The 19,563-nt window shown below is 67.0% G+C and carries 23 protein-coding genes; 8 read left to right on the top strand and 15 right to left on the bottom strand.

The genetic code is table 11. The annotated features are described in order from the left end of the window. Window positions 1–36 precede the first annotated feature (36 nt). Together ABZW96_RS19535 and ABZW96_RS19530 are read left to right on the top strand one after the other, a co-directional pair. Window positions 37–969, top strand: a complete 933-nt coding sequence (locus tag ABZW96_RS19535) for a PDR/VanB family oxidoreductase (protein WP_355076426.1) — start codon at window positions 37–39, stop codon at window positions 967–969. Between the two features lie 82 nt (window positions 970–1,051). Further along, on the top strand, window positions 1,052–1,747 hold the full coding sequence (locus ABZW96_RS19530) for a hypothetical protein (RefSeq protein WP_355076424.1): 696 nt from the start codon (window positions 1,052–1,054) through the stop codon (window positions 1,745–1,747). Between the two features lie 154 nt (window positions 1,748–1,901). Here the strand turns inward: ABZW96_RS19530 and ABZW96_RS19525 are convergent, their stop codons facing one another. After that, entirely contained in the window at window positions 1,902–2,210 is a 309-nt protein-coding gene (locus ABZW96_RS19525; protein WP_355076422.1) for a hypothetical protein, read from the bottom strand. A gap of 356 nt (window positions 2,211–2,566) precedes the next feature. On the opposite strand from ABZW96_RS19525, the gene ABZW96_RS19520 reads away from it, so the two are divergent. Next, window positions 2,567–3,109, top strand: coding sequence for a hypothetical protein (locus tag ABZW96_RS19520; RefSeq protein ID WP_355076421.1), 543 nt, complete (start codon window positions 2,567–2,569; stop codon window positions 3,107–3,109). A gap of 142 nt (window positions 3,110–3,251) precedes the next feature. On the opposite strand, the gene ABZW96_RS19515 is transcribed toward ABZW96_RS19520, so the two are convergent. From ABZW96_RS19515 to ABZW96_RS19495, 5 genes are all read right to left on the bottom strand, one after another. Continuing rightward, a complete protein-coding gene (locus tag ABZW96_RS19515; protein ID WP_355076419.1) occupies window positions 3,252–4,640 on the bottom strand; it encodes an MFS transporter in 1,389 nt (462 codons plus the stop codon). A gap of 80 nt (window positions 4,641–4,720) precedes the next feature. Further along, on the bottom strand, window positions 4,721–5,392 hold the full coding sequence (locus ABZW96_RS19510; protein WP_355076418.1) for an SGNH/GDSL hydrolase family protein: 672 nt from the start codon (window positions 5,390–5,392) through the stop codon (window positions 4,721–4,723). A 60-nt stretch (window positions 5,393–5,452) separates the two neighbouring features. Next, a complete protein-coding gene (locus tag ABZW96_RS19505) occupies window positions 5,453–5,623 on the bottom strand; it encodes a hypothetical protein (RefSeq protein WP_355076416.1) in 171 nt (56 codons plus the stop codon). A 229-nt stretch (window positions 5,624–5,852) separates the two neighbouring features. Next, window positions 5,853–6,167, bottom strand: coding sequence for a hypothetical protein (locus ABZW96_RS19500; protein ID WP_355076414.1), 315 nt, complete (start codon window positions 6,165–6,167; stop codon window positions 5,853–5,855). 57 nt (window positions 6,168–6,224) lie between these two features. Next, on the bottom strand, window positions 6,225–6,401 hold the full coding sequence (locus ABZW96_RS19495) for a hypothetical protein (protein ID WP_355076412.1): 177 nt from the start codon (window positions 6,399–6,401) through the stop codon (window positions 6,225–6,227). Window positions 6,402–6,947: 546 nt separating this feature from the next. On the opposite strand from ABZW96_RS19495, the gene ABZW96_RS19490 reads away from it, so the two are divergent. Beyond that, on the top strand, window positions 6,948–8,138 hold the full coding sequence (locus ABZW96_RS19490) for a helix-turn-helix transcriptional regulator (RefSeq protein WP_355076411.1): 1,191 nt from the start codon (window positions 6,948–6,950) through the stop codon (window positions 8,136–8,138). 129 nt (window positions 8,139–8,267) lie between these two features. Here the strand turns inward: ABZW96_RS19490 and ABZW96_RS19485 are convergent, their stop codons facing one another. The 5 genes from ABZW96_RS19485 to ABZW96_RS19465 form a co-directional block, all read right to left on the bottom strand. Then, entirely contained in the window at window positions 8,268–8,489 is a 222-nt protein-coding gene (locus ABZW96_RS19485) for a hypothetical protein (protein ID WP_039804574.1), read from the bottom strand. 204 nt (window positions 8,490–8,693) lie between these two features. After that, a complete protein-coding gene (locus tag ABZW96_RS19480) occupies window positions 8,694–9,302 on the bottom strand; it encodes a hypothetical protein (protein WP_355076409.1) in 609 nt (202 codons plus the stop codon). A 347-nt stretch (window positions 9,303–9,649) separates the two neighbouring features. Then, window positions 9,650–10,252: a hypothetical protein gene (locus ABZW96_RS19475; RefSeq protein ID WP_355076408.1), complete on the bottom strand. Its 603-nt coding sequence runs from the start codon at window positions 10,250–10,252 to the stop codon at window positions 9,650–9,652. A 184-nt stretch (window positions 10,253–10,436) separates the two neighbouring features. Then, window positions 10,437–10,871: a VOC family protein gene (locus ABZW96_RS19470; protein WP_355076703.1), complete on the bottom strand. Its 435-nt coding sequence runs from the start codon at window positions 10,869–10,871 to the stop codon at window positions 10,437–10,439. An 82-nt stretch (window positions 10,872–10,953) separates the two neighbouring features. Next, on the bottom strand, window positions 10,954–11,637 hold the full coding sequence (locus ABZW96_RS19465; protein ID WP_355076407.1) for a 2-phosphosulfolactate phosphatase: 684 nt from the start codon (window positions 11,635–11,637) through the stop codon (window positions 10,954–10,956). A gap of 129 nt (window positions 11,638–11,766) precedes the next feature. Between ABZW96_RS19465 and ABZW96_RS19460 the strand changes: the two genes are divergently transcribed. Continuing rightward, complete coding sequence (locus tag ABZW96_RS19460) at window positions 11,767–12,594, top strand: class I SAM-dependent methyltransferase (protein WP_355076405.1); 828 nt, start codon at window positions 11,767–11,769, stop codon at window positions 12,592–12,594. 74 nt (window positions 12,595–12,668) lie between these two features. Here ABZW96_RS19460 and ABZW96_RS19455 read toward each other — a convergent pair whose 3' ends face one another. Continuing rightward, entirely contained in the window at window positions 12,669–13,313 is a 645-nt protein-coding gene (locus ABZW96_RS19455; RefSeq protein WP_355076702.1) for an alpha/beta hydrolase, read from the bottom strand. Further along, entirely contained in the window at window positions 13,219–14,481 is a 1,263-nt protein-coding gene (locus tag ABZW96_RS19450) for a YbfB/YjiJ family MFS transporter (protein ID WP_355076404.1), read from the bottom strand. The genes ABZW96_RS19455 and ABZW96_RS19450 overlap by 95 nt, the downstream gene beginning before the upstream one ends. An 83-nt stretch (window positions 14,482–14,564) precedes the next feature. On the opposite strand from ABZW96_RS19450, the gene ABZW96_RS19445 reads away from it, so the two are divergent. After that, window positions 14,565–15,146: a TetR/AcrR family transcriptional regulator gene (locus ABZW96_RS19445; protein WP_355076402.1), complete on the top strand. Its 582-nt coding sequence runs from the start codon at window positions 14,565–14,567 to the stop codon at window positions 15,144–15,146. Between the two features lie 127 nt (window positions 15,147–15,273). On the opposite strand, the gene ABZW96_RS19440 is transcribed toward ABZW96_RS19445, so the two are convergent. Then, window positions 15,274–16,233: a zinc-binding alcohol dehydrogenase family protein gene (locus ABZW96_RS19440; RefSeq protein ID WP_355076401.1), complete on the bottom strand. Its 960-nt coding sequence runs from the start codon at window positions 16,231–16,233 to the stop codon at window positions 15,274–15,276. Window positions 16,234–16,303: 70 nt separating this feature from the next. On the opposite strand from ABZW96_RS19440, the gene ABZW96_RS19435 reads away from it, so the two are divergent. Together ABZW96_RS19435 and ABZW96_RS19430 are read left to right on the top strand one after the other, a co-directional pair. Then, on the top strand, window positions 16,304–16,939 hold the full coding sequence (locus ABZW96_RS19435; protein ID WP_355076399.1) for a TetR/AcrR family transcriptional regulator C-terminal domain-containing protein: 636 nt from the start codon (window positions 16,304–16,306) through the stop codon (window positions 16,937–16,939). 79 nt (window positions 16,940–17,018) lie between these two features. Beyond that, window positions 17,019–18,578, top strand: coding sequence for an NAD(P)/FAD-dependent oxidoreductase (locus ABZW96_RS19430; RefSeq protein WP_355076397.1), 1,560 nt, complete (start codon window positions 17,019–17,021; stop codon window positions 18,576–18,578). Here the strand turns inward: ABZW96_RS19430 and ABZW96_RS19425 are convergent. Continuing rightward, the gene (locus ABZW96_RS19425; protein WP_355076395.1) at window positions 18,566–19,552 is read right to left on the bottom strand and encodes a zinc-binding dehydrogenase; all 987 of its coding nucleotides are present in this window, start codon (window positions 19,550–19,552) and stop codon (window positions 18,566–18,568) included. The genes ABZW96_RS19430 and ABZW96_RS19425 overlap by 13 nt on opposite strands. Between the last annotated feature and the right edge of the window lie 11 nt (window positions 19,553–19,563).

Here is a 19,563-nt window from a genome sequence, read left to right as displayed (position 1 = left end):
GTGATCGCGGAGACGTTGCCGGGCTAGGGGACGGATATGACTGACACAGCGGTGCGAGTATGGTGCCGCCGCGACGAGGCCGCGGGCGTGTTCGCGCTCGACCTGGCCCCGGTCGACGGCGGCGAACTGCCGTCGTGGACACCGGGCGCCCACATCGATGTCGCGGTCGGCGCGGCGGGCGTGCGGCAGTACTCACTGTGCGGCGACCCGGCCGACCGGGCGCGCTGGCGCATCGCGGTGCTGCACGAACCGGACGGGCGCGGCGGCTCGGCCTATCTGCACCGCGCCGCGCAACCCGGCTCGGTGCTGCGAGTGTCCGCGCCGCGCAACAACTTCGAACTCGTGAGCGGCGACAGCTATGTCTTCCTCGCCGGAGGCATCGGGATCACGCCGATCCTGCCCATGGTCGCCGCCGCGGAAGCCTCGGGTGCTCGCTGGTCGCTGTACTACGGCGGCCGCACCCGACGACACATGGCGTTCGCCGACGCCATCGCCGAGCGTTATCCGCTGGCGAACTTGTTGCCGCAGGACGAGCACGGCCTGCTGCCGCTGCGCGAGATCTTCGCCGATCTCTCCGACACCCCCGTGTACTGCTGCGGACCCGAGCCGCTGCTGGCGGCGGCGGAGGCCGAAGGCGCGCGCGCCGGGGTGCCGGTGCACGTGGAGCGCTTCGTGCCGCGGCAGTTGGAGTTCGCCCCGAACGAGCCGTTCGAGGTGCGCTTGGCGGCCAGCGGCAGGACCTTCCGCGTCGGGGCGAACCAATCCATCGCCGACGTCCTGGAATCCGCCGGGATCGGCATCGTCACCTCGTGCCGCGAAGGCACCTGCGGCAGCTGCGAGACCGCGGTGTTGTCCGGCGACATCGAGCATCGGGACGAGCTGCTCACCGACGAGGAACGGGCGCGCGGCGACACCATGATGCTGTGCGTCTCGCGGGCCAGGTCGGGCCCGCTCGTCCTCGACCTCTGACCTGCCCGCTGCGACCGCGGTGGGTGTGCGGCGCGCTCGTCGCGACCGCTTCCTGTGAGAAACCGAGAGGAAAGAACCAAGGATGAGGAAAATCGTTGCGGTGGCCGCTGGTCTGGTCGCCGCAGTCGGGATCGCCGCCGGCTCGGCCGGTGCGCAGCCCGGCAGCGAGGACGCCGTCGACTTCACCGCCTACGCCACCGACACCCAGTCCATCGTCACGACCGATGCCGGTTCCATGGTCGTCGAGGACGGGCTGTTCAAGATCAAGGCCGCCAACGGCGCCGTGCTCACCGGCATGCCGCTGAAGTTCCGGGTCGATGACTTCGAGTTCCCGATCGTGGCCGACATCGCCGATCGCACCGCCACTTTGACCCCGCAGTTCGACATGGCGCACGCGGCCTACAAGCCGGTCGCCCTGCCGTTCGAGGACAAGGCTCCGTGGAAGAACGAATACGATCGTGAGCAGGCCGCCTGGTCCCGCATGACCAGCACCATCACCATGGGCGCCACCCTCGGCACCCTGATCGGCGGCATCGGCGGCGGCGCCGTGGGCTGCGTGCTCGGCGGCATCGCCGGCGCGACCGTCGCTTCGGCGGCGATCGTCGGCCTGTTCGGCGCGTTCATCCCGGCCGCGGCCATCGGCTGCCTCGGCGGCATCATCGCGATCGGCGCCCTGGGCACCATCGCGGGCCAGATCCTGGTCACCGCCCCGGTGGCGATCGGCGCCGCCATCCAGTACTTCACCACTATCAACCAGCCTCCCGTCCAGGCGAAGTAGATAGCGGCGAAGAACCCGACGTCTCGTTCGTTGGGGGACACCCGACCCCGTCCGGCTTCACCGCCGGGCGGGGTCTTTCCCGTTCGGTGGCGGTCCGATCAGGGTGCGTCCCGAATTCGCCGCGGCGCACCGGCGCGGAGACGCCACCGGGCGTTCACCTCGGTGTGGCGCACGGACTCGGAAGCGCCGACCCGGTGGCCAGATCGCAGACGCCACCGGTGAATATCTGCAAGGGCGCGGTGACCAAGAGCACGAGAATCCCGATGACGTCACCACGCTGGAGGAAGTACACGGCCGATTGCGCCGCCGCCGCCCCGGAATCCACCGCCGACGAGCCGGTTCCGGCCGCGACAGCGGTCGCCGGGGCGGAGCTGATCGGTTCGGCCGTCGCACCGGCCGCGGTGACGACGAGGGTCGCCGCCGCGACCGAGGCGGCGGCGAGGCGAAGGGGGGTACGCATCATTGCGCTCCTATGTTGAAGAATATTGGTTCACATAGTAACTATAGTGCGGACTGTTGTACGCGAGATCGCCGGAGCAAGTTCCGCTGCATGCGGGCGGTATCTCGCTGTGGACTCGCTGCTTCGTCTTCCGTATGCGTGTTTTAACTGCGTGTTTCGTGCGCAGAAGTCCATAAGGTGGCAAGGGGGAAGTCCTCCGACCGCATCGCATCCGTCGAGTGGCGGTTGGACTCATATTCTATGAATGCTGCATCACTTAATGCGGCGGTTCCGCGTGCTCGTCGGGCTCGTCGGAGTGAGCGCGAACCAGCGGAACCCGCGCCGAGCTACTGAGCGGCTGGGCGGGTCGCGAGTGTCCCATGAAGTTCGTCGAGCTCGGCGAGGAGTTTTCAGTTGAGGCGGCCGGGTCGTTCGTCGAGGATGGCGTGATGTCGGGTGTGAAGTTCGTGCGGCGGGTGGACGGGTTGACCTATGAGTTCGCCCGCGAGGGGGAGATGCATGGATTCCCGTCGTACAAGCGTGTCGACCTCGACATCTGGTGTCGGCGACTGCCCGGCTTCGGATGGGTAGTGTGCTCGGAGTCGGGTGAGGTGTCCAGCCGCCCGTTCGACGACGCGGGGCGAGGCGACCTGCCGCCCGAGGGCGTGTGGGTGAGCCGGAAGGGTGACCGTTCGTATGTGTACGACCTGATTCGCGACGACGGCGACGCCACACCGACGCTCCCGACACACGACTGGCATATCGAGGCCCGTGAGTACGCTCGCCACGAATCCCGCCGCGGACGCCGGTTCGCGTATCCGGAGCTCGATCCCGAGCGCACCGCTTTGGCCGTGATCGACATGGTGCCGCTCCACGTCTCCTCGGATGTGCTCACCATGCTCGACATCGCGACCCAGATCTGATGGATTGCCATGGCCCGCCGACATCCGCTCGACATTGTCGCGGCGCCGATGTTTTCGCCGGCGGAGGTCCGGGCATCCGATCTGCCCGGACGTCGCTATAGCTGGACCCACTTCGTCCGCAGCTCCGACCGTGTCCTCGCATTCAGACCTGGACGGTCGGCCGCTTCGGAAGAAGGAAGACGACAACGCCCGCTACGACAGCGATGGCGAACGTCCCGAAGGACGCGACCGCGAAGGCGTGGCCTGCGGCGGCGACCCTGCCGACTTCGGCCGGGTGGAACGAGCTGAAGTAGACCGCTCCGATGACGGCGACGCCCAGCGCTCCGCCACACTGCTGGGCCGTGGACAAGGCCCCTGACGCGACACCGGCCGACTCGGGCCGGACACGGCTCAGCACCGTGTTGAGCGCCTGCGTAATAACCAGTCCGCCACCGACACTCTGCAGAATCAGGGTGGGGATCACGAGCAGCGGAGTGATCCTGGGGCCGGACACCAGCAAGAGACCGGTCGCCAGGTAACCGGTCGCCAGTATGATCGCCCCGACCTCGAGGACGCGTCGTCCATACTTCGGAACCATCCGGCTCGCCACCATGCTGAACACGAAAAACGTTATGGCGGCGGGCGTGTAGACCAGACCCGCGCCGAGCGCCGACATGTCGAGGCCTTGCTGCATCGTTACCGACAAGGCCAGATAATACGAGTAGATCAGCGCATACAGGGCGAGCACGAGAACGATCCCGAGCGAGAACGAGCGCTGTCCGAACAATGTCAGCGGTACCAGCGGATCCCCGCCGCGCCGTTCCAGGCGCCGCTCGATCGCGACGAACAGGCCGAACGCGACCGCGCTGCCCGTGAAACAAGCCCAGACCCACCCCGGCCAACCCGCCTCCTGCCCCTGGATGAGCGGCAGCACCAAGAGGAACAGTGCCGTGCTGAGCACCAGGACGCCGGACATGTCCAGCTTGCGGTCGGCGGCCGAGCCTGTCTCCGGCACGAATCGCACGGCGAGCAGGAGCATGACGATTCCGATCGGCGCGTTCACCCAGAACACCAGGCGCCAGCCGGAGTCGAACAGGTTGGCGCCGATCAGCAGTCCGCCGATGACCTGTCCGCCGATGGTGGCCATCCCCATGACGATGCCGAGCACGCCGTAGACGCTGTGCCGCTTCGCCGCGGGCACCAGCACCGTGACGTACGCGAACACCTGGGGAATCATGAGGGCGGCTCCCAGACCCTGGACGACACGCGCGGCGATCAGGCTGCCCGCGTTCGGTGACAGCGCGCAAGCGACCGACGACAGCGTGAACAGGACCACCCCGAGAAGGAAGATCCGCTTGCGGCCGTACATGTCGGCCAGGCGCGTAGCGGTGATGATGAAGACCGCGTAACTCAGCTGATAGCCCGCCAGCACCCACTGGACATCGCCGTCGGACGCGTGCAGGTCCGCCGCGATCGAGGGGTCGGCGACCACGACGATGAACGAGTCGAGCACCGCCATGAACAGGGCGGTCAGAAGAATCGATACCGTCATCCACGCAATCGCGTCCGCTTCCGCGACTGCTACCGGCCGACTGGCTGCTTGCTGACTACTTGCCACGATGAGAGCCCTCTTCATTTGTCGGTGCCAAGGGATTCGGCCAGCTTCTTGACCATCTCGGCCGCCATGACGGCCTGACCCGAGGTCGAGAAGTGGATACGGTCCGCGCTGAGCAGGTTGTCGCGGTCGTTGATCGGGTGGTCCCACATGTCCACCACGAGGGTGTCGTATTCCGAAGCCAGCCCCCGCACGATCTCGTTGACCGTGGCGATCCGCTCCGGCCAGTCCGGGAAGACCGGGACGACGTACGCTCTGCCGAGCGTGAAAGTGGTCAGCAGGGCGCCGGTTCCCTTCGCCAGGTCGTACATCTGCCGCAGCGTTCGCTCTATCTCGCCGAAATCCGGCCTGCGCCGCGCGATGTCATTGGCCCCGCAGGGCAGGTGGAGCAAATCAGGGGAGAACTCGAGCATGCGGGCCGCCTGCTTCTCGAGCGTCTGGGCGGTTGTCGCCCCGATCTCGGAGACGTTGAGGTAATCCAGATCCGGCCGGACGGACCGCAAGACACCCGCAACTCGGTCCGACCAGCCCTGATCTCGGTAGCCCAGGGTGGGATCGCCGGTTCCCGCCGAAAGACTGTCGCCGACAACGGCATACCTGCCCCACGGGGCTCCGGCCAGCAAGGCCACGGCGTCCGCCTGGTCCAGGCAGAACGGGTCGGTCTCCTCGGTGAGGACGTTGTGCTCCATGCGGAAAAATATACGGTCGACCGTATGTTTTTATCAAGCCGTCTCCGTGCCGGCGCGCGGTCACGGTTGCAGATACAAGCGCTTGTTCGGCAGGCGCGGATAGGTAGAGGTATCGCGCAGATCGACGGTCACATCGTCGGCATAGCGGTGGGTCTGGTGCTCGTGCACGCAAACCAAAGCCGCCGAGAGGCATACGGTGAAGTCGAACCGCATCCCCCGCAGCGAGATCATCAGGTGGACGTCCGGCTCGTGCGGTCGCGGCTACCGGTTCGTAGCCCGGGTCGGGTGGGCCGAATCGTCGGCCGCGGTGACGAAAAGCTTCGGCGGCCAGAACATGCAGGCGACGAGCCGGTTTCGGCACACCGATGTGGAGACCCGCTTATGCGGAGTCCCCTGGATGCCCCGACGCTTGCGCTCCTCCCCGAGAGGAGCGCAGCCTACGAGAGGCGGTCAGTTCTGTTCAGATACCGCCGACGTGCTGGCCGATGAGCGCGGGTATCAGCAGATCCAGCAAGGTGATCTCGTCAGCGGCGGAGGTGTTCTCGATGATCGGATCGAGCACCGCGGCGGCATACAGCCGCCCGGTGTGGGGCGCTGCGGCGGTGCGGGCGCTGGTGATCAGGACATAGATCACCTTCGCCATCACATGGGCGCGAGCGGCCTCGGTCATCCCGTCACGTACCGCGTCCGCGGTGGTGGTCACCAGCGTGCCGATCACCTCGGTGAGTACATCGAGTTCGGCGGCGGAGCGCTCGGCCTCCTGATCGCCGCTCACCGGGAGAGCCGCGATGGTCGATCCGGCACGAGAACCCCACTTGCGGCGCTGATGTCGTCAGGCATGTGCCACCACCCGCTGACGCCGCCGCGTGTGCTCAGCGGCGCATCCCCGTATCGCTTCGACCACGATCCGGCCGGTGGGCCGGTAGGCGTCGCACGGCGAGTGCACCCATGCTCGGAACAGGCCGGGACGCTGACCGGGACCGGGCAACGCGATGGTTCCACCGCTCACAATGGACACACTGAACCGCGACATCTCCGCGAACAACCGAATGTCCTCGGGCAGGTCGGGCCCGGTCAAAAATGTCCAGCGCTGGGACCGAGGATGCGTCAACACCGGCCCGGCCCGGTGACCAGCGCGGTGCATCCAAGCTTTGACTTCCGAACCGATGAACGCGGGCATCATCAACCCGCGCACCCGACCTACCCGTAGGACGATGCGCCCTAAATGAGGCGGATCCACCTCGGCAGGCAAGTCACACACTTCGCGGTAGAAGTGGCACACCGCCAACGGCGTATCCCCGAACCGATCCGGCGCATACACAAGCGTCTCCCCTCGCTCGAACGATTGGTGTGCACCCGACACCGAGGTCGAACCGCCGCTGGCTATCGGCAGTCGGCGGGCCGGGATAAAACCGGCGGCACCCGACGTCGGGGCTACATCGAGGGTCGCGCCCGGAGGCGGGCCTGGGCAGTGGCACTGGGGAGTGGCATCGTGCCCGGGGTCACTATTCGGCTGTGGCTCGCTGGCGCGTAATAGTGGCATCAGTAGTGGCAGATGGAGCCGGAGGTGCTGTTAGTCCTTCCGCGCGATGTGGAAACGGGAGATGATCGGCCTATGGGTGTGGGCGAGTTGATCCGTGAGCTCCGGAAAGCACGGGGATGGTCGCAGGGGCGGCTGGCGGACGAGTTAGCGGCTCATTCGGGGGCGAATATCTCTCGGGAATACATCTCGAGGCGTTGGGAGAACGGAGACACAGTGCCCAGCCGATTTTGGCTACGCCATCTATCGGCGGTGCTGGACGTGCCTCTGGCTGTTTTCGAGGACGATGACATGAACAGACGAAAGTTCTTGGCTCAGGTGGCGGCGACCAGCGTCGCGCCGATAGTGGCGTCCGATCTGCTGGCTGCCGGTTTCTCGGCGCGGCTGGACCATGCCGGGCCGAGCACCGAGGCGTGGCAGGAGAAGCTCAGCGCCTACGGCACCGACTACATGGCACTCGGTGCGTCGGATATCCAGCGGCGTTTGGCCGTTGACTTGGCAATCCTGCAACAGCAGTTGGACAGTCCGCAGATGTGGGGAGCTGCAGCCCGGCTCATGACGCTGTACTCGAAAACTTTTCCAGGGTCGGACGGCACGAAGGCGGTCACCTGGTATCGAATGGCCGCCCAAGCCGCAGACCGCTCCGAGGATGAGCAGACCCGCGTGTGGGTGCGGGGGCGTGCGGCCATCGCCCTCGGCTACGAGGGTGCGGCGTTGGGAGTCGCCGATCTTTTCGCCGACCAGGCGCTGGCGTTGTCGGACAAGCCGAGCTTGGGTCGGCTCAATGCGATCATGGGCAAGGCTCATGCGGCAGTGTTGCGAGGTGATGGCGAGACGGGGCGCGCTCTCGTCGAAGAGGGACGCCGGGTGTTCGACAAATCGGGGTCCTACGAGCAGACCTCCGACTACGCCGTTCCGTGGTGGCGCATGAACGTGTTCCTCTCGCTGCTCGCTGCGCGGCTCGGCGATGAGAAATCGGCGGTGGCCTCGCAAGAGCAGGCGCGAAGAGAGCTTCCGGCCGAGTTGCCGCGTTTTGCAACGCATCTGGAGATGCATCGCGGTCTGATGCTGGTCAGAGCGGGTGATCGAGCCGAAGGAATTCGGGCCGCACGCAGCGCGATGGATGCCCTTCCGCCCGAGAAACACTCCCTGACCCTGCGGATGCTGATGGACGAGATCGCCGGGTTGAGCAATGATGCAGTCTGAACCTACGCACAGGGAGCGCTCCGCGTGCTCTCGACGTGTCGCTTTCCGTTCGTAGATTGCATTGATGAAGCGGCACTTTCGGGAGAATCCGAAAGTGCCGCCTCAACTGACAACCGTGGTCGTGAGTGCCTACGAGCAGTCGACCTGGTTTGTCCGACCGTACTTATCGCTCAGGATGTATCCTGCGCCGTTGCCTCGTTCGCCTTCGATCTTCCACTGCTGGCCGTGGATATCGACTTTCTGGCCGTAGTGATACCCGTGGCCGCATACCGCATCACGCCATACGTCGGCCTGGGCTGGTCCGGCGATCACGACGGAGCCGATGCCTACCGCGACGGCGACGATGCCCATGCGAAATACTGATTTCATTACCCCCACCTCGAATGCGTTGTCGGAACTTGATCTTCGACGGCCGCGAGTCCCAACATAGCACAGCCGAACGCAATGCCGCATCAGCGTTGGTCGTGGCCTCCGCACGTATCCGGTCTATCGTCCAGGGCCTGCGGTGAGGAAGTGGCCGCGTCCATCATTCGGAGGTGGGGCGATGGGCTGGCGTCACCGCCGCCGTCGAGGTGTCGACGTGCTTGCGCCGTATTGACCCACCAGCGCGATACCGACTCCGATCATGAAGACCACGAATCCGTTTGTGGCATCGTTCATGTGCCCCGGTGTGTGCTGGGCAATCGCGATTCCGGCGATCGCCCAGCCGATCACTCCGATTGTCGTGCCGATCCAGATCAGGACCCTGCTCCACAGAGGTGCCCCCGACAGATCCCCGGGGGCCGGAGAATCGTAGGTGGTGTTATGGATGTCGTCTCCAGCGGTCATGCCGTCCCCGCCGGTGACGATCCGGCTGCCGTGAGTGGCGGTGTTGATGATGGTCGGGCCGTTCATCCGGTCGAGTCTGTCTCGGAGTTCGGCGAGCTCGCGGGCGAATTCCGCGTCGGCGGCTGCCGCGCGTTCGATCTCATCGGCGAGTTGGCGGCGTGCCGCCATGCTGGCCGGGTTTCGGTCCAGGTCGTCGAGCGCGCGCCGTCCCAGCCTGCGTGTGACCGCGCCGGTGAGCGCGGTCAGTCCTTGATCCAGTGATCGGTCGACCAACCTTCCACCGGCTGCCCCCAGTGCCGCGGCCACATATGCGGCAACGACCATTCCGTCGATCATGTCAGTCTCCTCCACAGCCGCCCCGGCAGCATAACCATCTCATCGAACGAGCCACCGGCGTTGTTTCACACATTCCGACTGAAAATTCATCTCGCTGATTTCTGGTACGACCCCCGAGGTAGCGGTCTGCATGCCAGGAGTTGGGCATGATCGCGCGGGTGGAAATCGAAAACCCATAAACCGCAGCATGTTTTGATCCGACGGGCGGAAGAGGCCTTGATCCAGCTGTTTTCCAGTAAACCGCCGCACATCCGACAAGCTCTGAATTCTCCTGCGGATCTCACTAGTCGGGGTGACGACCTGGCTGTACCACCGCAAGGCGACCGAGCGGGCGAACTGCTTCCGACCTACCGGCGGCGTCGAGGTGTCGACGTTCTCGCGCCGAGCTCGGCGAAGGTCATGAGGACACCGCCGATGAGGAAGAACGGCAGCAAGTTGAACTGCCCCGACACCGACGCGCCTCGAGACATGCCGATCAGGCCACCGACGAAGCCGATACCGACGAACACCAAGCCGATCCACAACAGTGCCTTCGTCCAGACCGGAGCTCGGGACAGATCCTCATCCGACGCGATGTCGTATGTGGTGTTGTGAATGCTGCCACCAGCCGTGATGCCTTTGCTGCCGGTGACGATCCGGCTGCCGTGGGTCGCGGTGTTGATCACGGTTCCGCCGTTCAGCCTGCCGAGCGTGGCTTGCAGGGCGGCGAGTTCGCGGGCGAATTCCGTGTCGGCGGCTGCCGCGCGTTCGATCTCGGCGGCGAGTTGGCGGCGTGCTGCCATGCTGTGCGGGTTCTGGTCGAGGTCATCTAGTGCGCGTCGTCCGAGCCCGCGTGTGACCACACCGGTGAGCGCGGTCAATCCTTGATCCACCGATCGGTCCACGGGCCGTCCGCCCGTTGCCCCCAGTGCCACAGCCAGGTGAGTGGCAACGGCCATTCCGTCGATCATGTCAGCTTCCTCCGCGGCCGCCCCGGCAACATAATCGTCTCATCGAACGAACCACCTGTGGTGTTTCAAAATTCCGCGCCCAAAGTCGTTCGTAAGCAAAGCTAATGCGCTTGGGTGCCTTGCCAAAGCGTGGAGAATGCAACAGCGGCGAAGCTGGAGGCGGGTAGTACCGGGGTCGCGTCTCTCAGTCGAGACAGAACTCGTTGCCCTCGATGTCTTGCATCACGATGCACGACTCGTTGTGGTCATCGGCGGAAAGTAGCCGCACGCGTATCGCGCCGAGGGCGATAAGTCGTGCGCACTCGGCTTCGAGTGTGGCGAGGCGCTGTTCACCCACGAGGCCGGTGCCGACCCGCACATCGAGATGCACTCGATTCTTGACGACCTTCCCTTCGGGAACGCGCTGGAAGTACAGCCGAGGGCCCACTCCCGAGGGATCGACGCAGGCGAACGACGAACCCTGAAGCTGAGGCGGCCGCGAGCGATCGAAATCCTCCCACGTAGCGAACCCCTCTGGTGGCGGCGGTACAACGTAGCCCAACACCTCGCACCAGAAGCGAGCGACGCGCTCGGGTTCTGCGCAGTCGAAGGTGACCTGGACCTGCTTGACCGATGCCATCGGTCCACCATAAGGGCGTGTGCCGGACATCGAGATCCCAGACATCGCCTGAAGCGTGAGGAGCGTCACCGTCGACGTTGGATCAGGGCTCCTCGACGCCCAGAGTCATCCCCCATATGTCGTTGGTCGCGGTCATCGCGAATGCGTAAGTGTCGACCTCCAGGCATAGCTGTACGTCGTCAGGATGAACTCCTCGGTATCCCTTGTCCACGCCTTCCATCAGCTGCCTCGCGGCGGTCGAGTGCAGGGCACGTTTCGTGAACGGACGCGGATCGACGTCGTCGGCCGTGAGCAACGCGGCGATGTATTGCGCGCACGCCGAATCTTCCTCGGCGCTTCCGTTGTCTCCGGTGATCACGAAGACGACGTGCTCGGGTGCCAGCTTCCGCAGGTGTCTCGCGGTCGCCTGCGCGACAACGAAACTCGCGCACAGAACCACGTCGGCGTCGGCGACGCCCAGCGCGCCCGCGGTACCCGCGGTGGTCTTCATCACCAGGGTGCGGCCTCGCAGATCCTGTGTGCTGAGCTGTCCGGGCGAGTTCGACAGATCGAATCCCGGCGCCGGTGCGCCGTCACGCACAGCGAGCCAATCCGGGTGGCGCGCCTTCAGTTCCAATGCCGCGTCGTCGGTGTCGGCGAAGACGATCCGGTCGGCGGAACCCGCAAGGGCGTACGCCGCTGTGGTGAACGCGCGCATCACATCGATGACGACAGCTACTCGGGGCACGGCACTCAACTGCGCCACGCCGGTGAAAGTGAAACGCACGCACACATCGTGCATGAGAAGGATCGGTCACCGACGTGAGCGCGCGTCGGCCAGGAACGACGTAACGCGTCATCGGCTGCCGGTAAACCGGTGGCGACGGGGTGGGCGAGCCTCGTAGCTTGTCCGTTCGTGACCGACGATCGGAAGACGGACCCGAATCGACACGACCTCGGCCGAGTGTTCAACGAGGTGCCGCAGCTCTATGACCGAGTCCGGCCGGGATACCCTGACGAGCTGTTCGCGGATTTCTGCGACATCACCGGCGTGACCGAAAGGTCGGCGGTGCTGGAGGTGGGCTGCGGTACCGGTCAGGCGACGCGCTCGCTGGCAGCGCTCGGCTGCTCGGTGACCGCGATCGAGCCGGGCCAGGACATGGCCGCATTCGCTCGGCGGCGGATCGCTGGTTTGCACAACATCGAAGTCGAGACGTCGACGTTCGAGGAGTGGGACGACCGTGGCCGACGCTTCGACGCCCTCGTGGCCGCGTCGTCGTGGCATTGGGTGAACCCGTCGATCGGCTGGCGGCGAGCCCACGACGTGCTCTGTCCCGGAGGCTGGATGGCGCTGCTCGGCAACGTCGTCGTCCGCAGGCCGGGCGAGCCGGAGGTCTACGCCGAGACCGCCGATCTGCACGAGCGGTTCTACCCCGGCAACCCCGGCTGGGGTCATCCGCCACTGGAGGATGACGTGCGCGCCACCGGCGAGGGTTGGGGCCTGGTGGAGGATCCGGGAGCATTGTTCGGCCCGACGATCGTGCGTTGGTACCCAACCGTTCAGTGGTTCGACGGGGACGGCTTCGCCGATCTCCTTCGCTCGACGTCGCTGTATCGCAGGCTTACCCGCGACGTCCGTGAGCCCCTGCTCGATGCCGTCGCCGAGCGCATCCGTACACGGATGGGCGACCGGGCGTCACGCCGTTATCTGAGTGTCCTGCGTGTCGGACAGCGCCTCGAGTGAGGTCGGGGACCGGTCGGGGGCGGTCCGGCCGGGGATGGCGCAGGCCGAGGCCGACCGATTGGATCGCTTGGACGTCAGTGCGATTCGGCGACGTCGAGCAGTATGCGCAGCAGGTCTTCGGGAGCGTCGCGCATCAGGTTGTGTCCGCCGTCGAGCGCGTGAGTCGTCCACCCGGCGTCGTCCCGCAATCGCTGGTAGGTGGCGGTGAACGGTGAGGGTGTTTCCCATCCGGCCGCGTAGACGTAATCCCTGCGCCGGATGTGGCCGAGATCCCCGGTGAGCGTGAGTGGTTGGAGAACCGACGCGAGCGGGTGCGCTGTGGCTCGCGGATCGAAGAAGGGCAGCGGGCGGACCGCGTCGCCGGTGTCGACCACGTCGAGGTACCACCGCCGCTCTTCCTCGGAAACCAGTGTGAAGCAGGAGTCCCCGTGCCCGGGAACCACGGCGTCGAGGTACACCAGCGCGCTCACCCGGGTCGCCGCGCGATCGGCGGCGCCGGTGATCACCATGCCGCCGTAGCTGTGTCCCACCAGGACGGCGTCGGTGATGTGCTCGGCCGCCAGCGCGGCGGTGACGTCCTGGATGTGAGTGTCCAGATTCACGCCGTGGCGCAGATGAACGCGCTCACCGACCCCGGTGAGGGTCAGCGGAAACACGCGATGGCCGCGCGTACGCAGCTGCTCGGTGAGCTGCTCGAAGCACCAGCCGCCGTGGCACATGCCGGGGATCAGGACGAAAGTCGTCATTGTCGTTCTCCTTCTGGTCGGGGGAGTGAGGGGGTGGGATGGCGGCGCTACCTGACGCGGCGACGCATGCGATCGCTGTGCAGGCGAGTGCGGCGTCGGTGGACGTGTGATCCGCGACGATCCCGGCGATCCAAGGTCCTGCGGTCTGCCCGACGGCGAACACCGTCGTGAAGGCTGCCAGCGTCGCGGTCCAATCCACCGGTACGGTGTTGTTCTTGACCAAGGCCGTGACCGCGGCGGGGACACTCATGAAGGTTGCCCCGTAGACGACTGTGGAGGCGAGCAGGACAGGTGGTGCGGGAGTCGCCAAAGCCAGTGCCGCGCCTGCGCCCAAGACCGCGAGCAGGACGCACAATGCCCTGCTTCCCGGCCAGCGGCTGATCGGGCGGCTCCACAGAACAGGTGCCGCGACGACGGCGAGTCCCATCGCGGTCCAGGCCGACATCACCTCGAGCGTCGAGGCGTGCCGATCGACCAGGTACGCCGACAGGAAGGTGATGTAGGTGATGTATCCACCCGCGAACAGCAGATACGCGAGCGCTGTCGGCCACAGTGGCCGCAAGTGCGCGTGTCCGGCGACTTTCGGAGCCGGTGAGTCGACGCGGGTGGCGGTCCAACTCGCCAGGGCCGCAAGGCCTGCGGCGATACCCAGGCCGACCCACGCCATCCGCCAGTGATCCCCCGCCAGCGGTACGGTTGTGCCGCTGAGCACTATGCCGACCCCGGTGCCCGCGAAGTAGACGGCGATGGGCGTGCCGGATGACGCGTGCGTGGCGATATGCGAGGCGATGACGCCGCCGGTGATGAAGACGACCGCACCCGCCGCCCCGGCCACGGCTCTGGTCGCGAGCAGGAAGAGATGGTCATTGCCGACGGCGGTGGACGTCAACGCCGTTGCGGTCAGCGTCATCCCGGTGCGGAACGCGGCTGCCGTGCCAAGGCGGCGAACCACTGCGGGTGTCGCCACGGCGCCGACGAGATAGCCCAGTCCGTTTGCGGTGCTGAGCATTCCGGCATCGGCCAGGTTCCAGCCGAGGTCGCTTCGCATGGCGGGTAACAGCAAGCCGTATGCGAACCGTCCGAAACCCAATGCCGACGCGGTGCCGAGGGCGAGGCGCGCGGCTTGCCATATCGGGGTCATGAACGCGGGCCTTTCCAAGGTCGAACCGATCGGTACGACCTTGGATGCTAGCAGGTGATCGAACCAGCCGTTACCATCTATGTATGCCCGTGGCCAAAGGCTCGACGATAGACCCGGCGCGCACCCGCGCCGCCATCCTCGAAGCGGCGGAACCGCTGCTGTACGAGCGCGGCCTCGACGGAATCGGTGTAGCCGAACTGTGCGCGCGGCTCGGGGTGTCCAAGGAGACCTTGTATCGCCACTTCGGCACCAAAGACGGGCTCGTGCGAGCGATGCTGGAGTCGCGCAGTGAAAAGGTGGGTGGGTGGCTGGCGAGTGCGGTGGAGTCGGCCGGCGACGACCCCGCCGAGCAGTTGGCCGCGGTCTTCGACGCGCTCGGCGAGTGGTACGCACAACCGGCCTTTCGCGGCTGCGCCATGGTGAACGCGTCGGCCCAGCACTACGACGACGAGGTGCGGACCATCACCGCGCGGCACCTGCAGCGCTATCTCGACCTCTTCACCGGCATCGCCGCCCGCGCCGGAGCAGAGGATCCCGCCGTGCTGGGCCGTCAGCTGCTCATGCTGGTGGAGGGCGCGACCGTCGTCGCGGCGATGCATGATCCGGCCGGTGTCGGCGGGCATGCTCGCGCGGCCGCGGTGGCCCTGCTCACCGCGGCTACCTGACCGAGCCCTGTTCTCGGCCTATAGCCGAAGACCGCAAGGCATTCCCGCAGTCGAGCGACATCCCGGCGGCCAACCGCGACATCGAAGCCGTATCTGCCCGTTTCCTCCCTTCTCGCGCCGGGTCCGGTCAGTCCGGGACGACGACGGCGCGGGTGCGCCCTTGATGCGCCCAGGCCTCGGCGACGCGGCTGAGTGGGTAGTCGGTGTACGGCGCGTCGAAGGTGCCGTCGGCGAACCTGGCGAGGACCTCGGGCAGCTCGGCGATCATCGCGGCCTTCGAAACCGAGCCCGCGCCGCTGCCGCTGATCCGGATCCGCCTGCTGCGCAACAGAGCCGCGGGCAACGCCGCCTCGGCTCCGGCGAGCGAGCCGATCTGCACGTAGTCGATCGCCGTGCCGTCGTCGTCCATGCCGCCCTTCGCCAGTGCGGCGAAGGTGGCCTCGGCGACGGGACCCCACACGAAGTCGAGCACCAGCGTGGGCTGCGCCTCGGCGACAACGGCGGCGAAGGCGGCCGCCCCGGCGTCGGGTGTGGCGGCCGCGAGCGGAACGGTGACGGCGCCGAGGCCTCGCAGTCGTTCCAGCGCCTCGTGATCGCGCCCGGCCGCGATGACCTGTTTCGCGCCGAGAGACATCGCCGCTCGCACGGCCAGGCTGCCGGACATGCCGGTGGCCCCGAGTATCAGCACGGTGCCGAGTTCGCCTGTCTTCTTGCGGTGGGTGGTCAGGGGCATCCAGCCCGACAAGGCGGGGTTCACGCCGGCGGCGGTCGCGAGCGGATCGGCCCCGGCGGGCAGCTCCACCTCGAACGGGGTGACCAGCCATTCGGCCATCGTTCCCCACGGCGACCGGGCGAGGCCCGTGTAGACCAGCCGCCCGTCGTCGGTCCTGGCCACGGCGTCGACGCCCGGCACGAGGGGGTAGGCATGGTCGCTGCCGTAATGCCGGCCGGATGCCAGCCCGCGGACGACGTGGTGCAGGCCCGCGCCGACGAGTCTCAGCGGCGCCCGGCCCGGCCGCTGTTCCGGGTCGGGGAAGTCCGCGCAGACCGGTGTCGCTCCTGCGGTGTCGACGACTGCAGCACGCATGACAAGCTCCTTAACTAAGTTAGATCAACCGCATCGCCCACCTTTCCTGAACTTTGTTAAGGTGTCAACCGTGGCAAAGGGCATCACCCGGGAACGGATCGTGGCGGCGGCACTCGAGCTGCTCGACGAGAAGGGCATGGATGCGCTCACCGTCCGCGCGCTCGCTTCCCGGCTCCAGGTGAAGGCCCCAGCGCTGTACTGGCACGTCCGCGACAAGCAGGAACTGCTCGACGAGATGAGCACGTTCGTGATGCGCCGCGTCACCGACGCCCTCTCGGCGATCGCTTCCGGCGCCGACTGGCGCGACGACGTCGCCGCCTACGCCCGCGTCTTGCGCGCGGAATACCTGCGCCACCGGGACGGCGCGCGCATCTTCAGCGGCACGCGCTTCTCCGACCCCGAAGTGGTGCGGGCGAAGGAATCCTGGCTCGCGCGCTTGACAGCGGCTGGGTTCGCACTGGCGGAGGCGGACGATGCCCTCGACCTGGTCACCGCGTACGTCGTCGGCTTCGTTATCGAGGAACAGGAGCGCAGCCAGTCGGCCGACGTCGACCCGGCGCGGTACTCGCTCGCCGAACGTGATGAGTGGCTGGGTGAAGGCGCCGAACTGGTCAAGGCCGCCGGGCACCTCCGCGACGACGGTGACAGCAGGTTCGAACGGCAACTCGGCGTCGTCCTCGACGGGCTCGCGGCCCGACTGCGCTGACGGCCCCGGCCGGATCGCCACGCCGTGGCGGTAGGCGTGGACGCTGTCGCCCGACGCCGATTCGTGCTATCGAGAATCCATGACGCCGACGCGCTCTTCCTACGATGTCGTGATCGTCGGTGGCGGGCACAACGGGTTGGTGGCCGCCGCGTATCTGGCTCGGGCCGGGCGGTCGGTGCTGGTGCTCGAACGGCAGCCGCATACCGGCGGGGCGGCGGTATCGGAGCGGGTGTTCGCGGGCGTCGACGCGCGGTTGTCGCGGTACTCGTATTTGGTGAGCCTGTTGCCGTGGTCGATCGTGACGGACTTGGGCTTGCGGTTCGAGACGCGGCGGCGGGAGGTCTCGTCCTACACGCCGGTACGGGAGGGCGGTCTGCTGGTCTCGTCGGCGCAGGCCAGGACGGAGGCGAGTTTCACGCGGCTGACCGGCTCGGATACGGAATTCCGCGCATGGCAGCGGTTCTACGCGAATATGGGGGAGTTGGCCCGGCGGGTCTTTCCGACGCTGACCATGCCACTGGTGTCGAAGGAGGCGTTACGGCACATCGTGGACGACGCGGCCACCTGGGAAGCGCTGTTCGAGCGGCCGCTCGGTGAGACGATCGAGTCGACCTTCGCCGACGACACGGTGCGCGGCGTGGTGCTCACCGATGCGCTGATCGGCACGTTCACCCATGCGCACGATCCGTCGCTGCGGCAGAATCGCTGCTTCCTGTACCACGTGATCGGCGGCGGCACCGGCGACTGGGACGTGCCGATCGGCGGCATGGGCGCGCTCACCGACGCACTGGCCACGGCCGCGCGGGAAGCGGGCGCGGAGATCGTCACCGACTGCACGGTGACGAGCATCGAAACCGACGGCGACACAGCGGAAGTCGGATACGAAGAAGGAAAGATCGGAGCGCGCCACGTCCTGGCGAACGTCGCGCCGTATACGCTCGCCGGGCTGCTCGGCGAGCCGCTGCCACCGAAGCCCGAGGGTGCGCAGTTGAAGATCAATATGCTGCTGCGCCGCCTCCCGCGATTGCGCGACGCCGAAGTCGAGCCACGGGACGCATTCGCCGGTACTTTCCACATCGGCGAGTCGTACGCCCAACTCGACCGCGCCTACGGCGAGGCCGCGATCGGCCGCATTCCGTCCGCGCCGCCCGCCGAAATCTATTGCCACACATTGACCGATCCGACGATCCTGGCACCGGACCTGGCTGAGCAGGGTGCGCATACGCTCACCCTGTTCGGACTGCACGCTCGCGCGAAACTCTTCGCCGCCGACCACGCGTCGGCGAAAGAAGAGTTCGTGAAAGCGACCTTGGCGCAACTCGACTCGGTGCTCGCCGAACCGATCGCGGACTGCTTGGCGAGAGACGAGAACGGCGCGCCCTGCCTGGAGGCGAAGACGCCGATCGAACTCGAGGGTGAGGTCGGCCTGCCCGGTGGACACATCTTCCACCGGGACCTGGCCTTCCCCTACCTCCCCGAGGACGCCGACCCGGCCGACCCCGGCGCCCGGTGGGGCGTGGCGACCGGCCACCGCAACGTGTTCCTGTGCGGTGCGGGCGCCATCCGGGGCGGCGGCGTCAGCGGCATTCCCGGGCACAATGCCGCGATGGCCGTGCTGAACGCCGGTCAGGCGGGCTGACCCCGCAGCGCGATCTTGGCGGCGCGGCCCGGCGTCTCGGTGGCGACGGCGGCGTCCGCCGCGGCCTCGAGCGGGTAGGCGGCTTCGATGTCCAGCCGCAGCTCACCGCGAGCGGCGAGATCGATCAGTTCGCTGATCAGCCGTCCGCGCTGGTCCGCGCCGATCTCCTCGATCCGCTTGGAGCCCCAGAAGCCCTTGACCACGGCCTGGCCGAAGATGAGACTGCCCGGATCGAGCGTCAGCGGCTTGCCCGAGAGCGCGCCGAAGGAGATCAGCTGACCGCCGGGCGCGAGCAATGCCAGTTCGTCGGCCGCGGCGCGACCGCCCACTTGATCGACGGCCCGGACGATCGGCGCACCGGAGGTGGCGGCGTCCACCTGGTCACGCCAGCCCGCGCTCTCGGTGTCGAGCACCGGCTCGTAGCCGAGTTCCCGCAGCGCCGCGACGGAGCCTGGGCCGCGAACGAGATTCAGCACGCGCAGACCGCGCTGCCGGGCGAAGACGTTGACGAGCCTGCCGACCGCGCCGTTGGCGGCGTTGATCGCCAGCCACTCGCCGGACCGCAGCCCGAGGTCCTCGATGAGCATCAGCGCGCTCAACGGCATGGCCAGCAGTTGGGCCGCGGTCTCGTCGGAGACCGTGTCGGGCAACGGGATGACCTGGCGGGCCGGGACCACGAAGTAGTCGGCCCACACATTGATCGCACCGGACACCGTCACGCGCCGTCCGACCGACATGTCGGTGACGCCGGGACCCACCGCGTCTACCCGCGCGACCGCCTCGCTGCCCGGGATGGCGGGCAGCTCGGGCCGGTAGCCGTACACGCCACGCACGATGGCCAGATCGTGATTGTGGATCGGTGACAGGATCAGCGCGAGTCGCACCTCGCCCGGGCCGGGCTCGGGGACCGGGCGTTCGGCGGTGGTCAGTACATCCTTCGGTTCACCGAACCGTTCGATGACTACGGCACGCATATCCGCTCCTT

It is taken from the genome of Nocardia sp. NPDC004168 (assembly GCF_040610355.1).
GTDB classification, from domain to species: Bacteria; Actinomycetota; Actinomycetes; order Mycobacteriales; family Mycobacteriaceae; genus Nocardia; species Nocardia sichangensis.
The sequence above is the reverse complement of the archived record's forward strand: the minus strand, read 5'-3'. Positions and strand labels throughout refer to the sequence as shown.

Bases quoted from the DNA above. Each gene is read 5' to 3' on its own strand.
- ABZW96_RS19450 (WP_355076404.1), bottom strand. From the start codon at position 14,481: ATGACCCCGATATGGCAAGCCGCGCGCCTCGCCCTCGGCACCGCGTCG.
- ABZW96_RS19535 (WP_355076426.1), top strand. From the start codon at position 37: ATGACTGACACAGCGGTGCGAGTATGGTGCCGCCGCGACGAGGCCGCG.
- ABZW96_RS19445 (WP_355076402.1), top strand. From the start codon at position 14,565: ATGCCCGTGGCCAAAGGCTCGACGATAGACCCGGCGCGCACCCGCGCC.
- ABZW96_RS19425 (WP_355076395.1), bottom strand. From the start codon at position 19,552: ATGCGTGCCGTAGTCATCGAACGGTTCGGTGAACCGAAGGATGTACTG.
- ABZW96_RS19475 (WP_355076408.1), bottom strand. From the start codon at position 10,252: ATGATCGACGGAATGGCCGTTGCCACTCACCTGGCTGTGGCACTGGGG.
- ABZW96_RS19430 (WP_355076397.1), top strand. From the start codon at position 17,019: ATGACGCCGACGCGCTCTTCCTACGATGTCGTGATCGTCGGTGGCGGG.
- ABZW96_RS19455 (WP_355076702.1), bottom strand. From the start codon at position 13,313: ATGTGCCACGGCGGCTGGTGCTTCGAGCAGCTCACCGAGCAGCTGCGT.
- ABZW96_RS19520 (WP_355076421.1), top strand. From the start codon at position 2,567: ATGAAGTTCGTCGAGCTCGGCGAGGAGTTTTCAGTTGAGGCGGCCGGG.
- ABZW96_RS19530 (WP_355076424.1), top strand. From the start codon at position 1,052: ATGAGGAAAATCGTTGCGGTGGCCGCTGGTCTGGTCGCCGCAGTCGGG.
- ABZW96_RS19470 (WP_355076703.1), bottom strand. From the start codon at position 10,871: ATGGCATCGGTCAAGCAGGTCCAGGTCACCTTCGACTGCGCAGAACCC.
- ABZW96_RS19485 (WP_039804574.1), bottom strand. From the start codon at position 8,489: ATGGGCATCGTCGCCGTCGCGGTAGGCATCGGCTCCGTCGTGATCGCC.
- ABZW96_RS19525 (WP_355076422.1), bottom strand. From the start codon at position 2,210: ATGATGCGTACCCCCCTTCGCCTCGCCGCCGCCTCGGTCGCGGCGGCG.
- ABZW96_RS19515 (WP_355076419.1), bottom strand. From the start codon at position 4,640: ATGACGGTATCGATTCTTCTGACCGCCCTGTTCATGGCGGTGCTCGAC.
- ABZW96_RS19480 (WP_355076409.1), bottom strand. From the start codon at position 9,302: ATGATCGACGGAATGGTCGTTGCCGCATATGTGGCCGCGGCACTGGGG.
- ABZW96_RS19505 (WP_355076416.1), bottom strand. From the start codon at position 5,623: ATGATCTCGCTGCGGGGGATGCGGTTCGACTTCACCGTATGCCTCTCG.
- ABZW96_RS19440 (WP_355076401.1), bottom strand. From the start codon at position 16,233: ATGCGTGCTGCAGTCGTCGACACCGCAGGAGCGACACCGGTCTGCGCG.
- ABZW96_RS19490 (WP_355076411.1), top strand. From the start codon at position 6,948: ATGGAGCCGGAGGTGCTGTTAGTCCTTCCGCGCGATGTGGAAACGGGA.
- ABZW96_RS19510 (WP_355076418.1), bottom strand. From the start codon at position 5,392: ATGGAGCACAACGTCCTCACCGAGGAGACCGACCCGTTCTGCCTGGAC.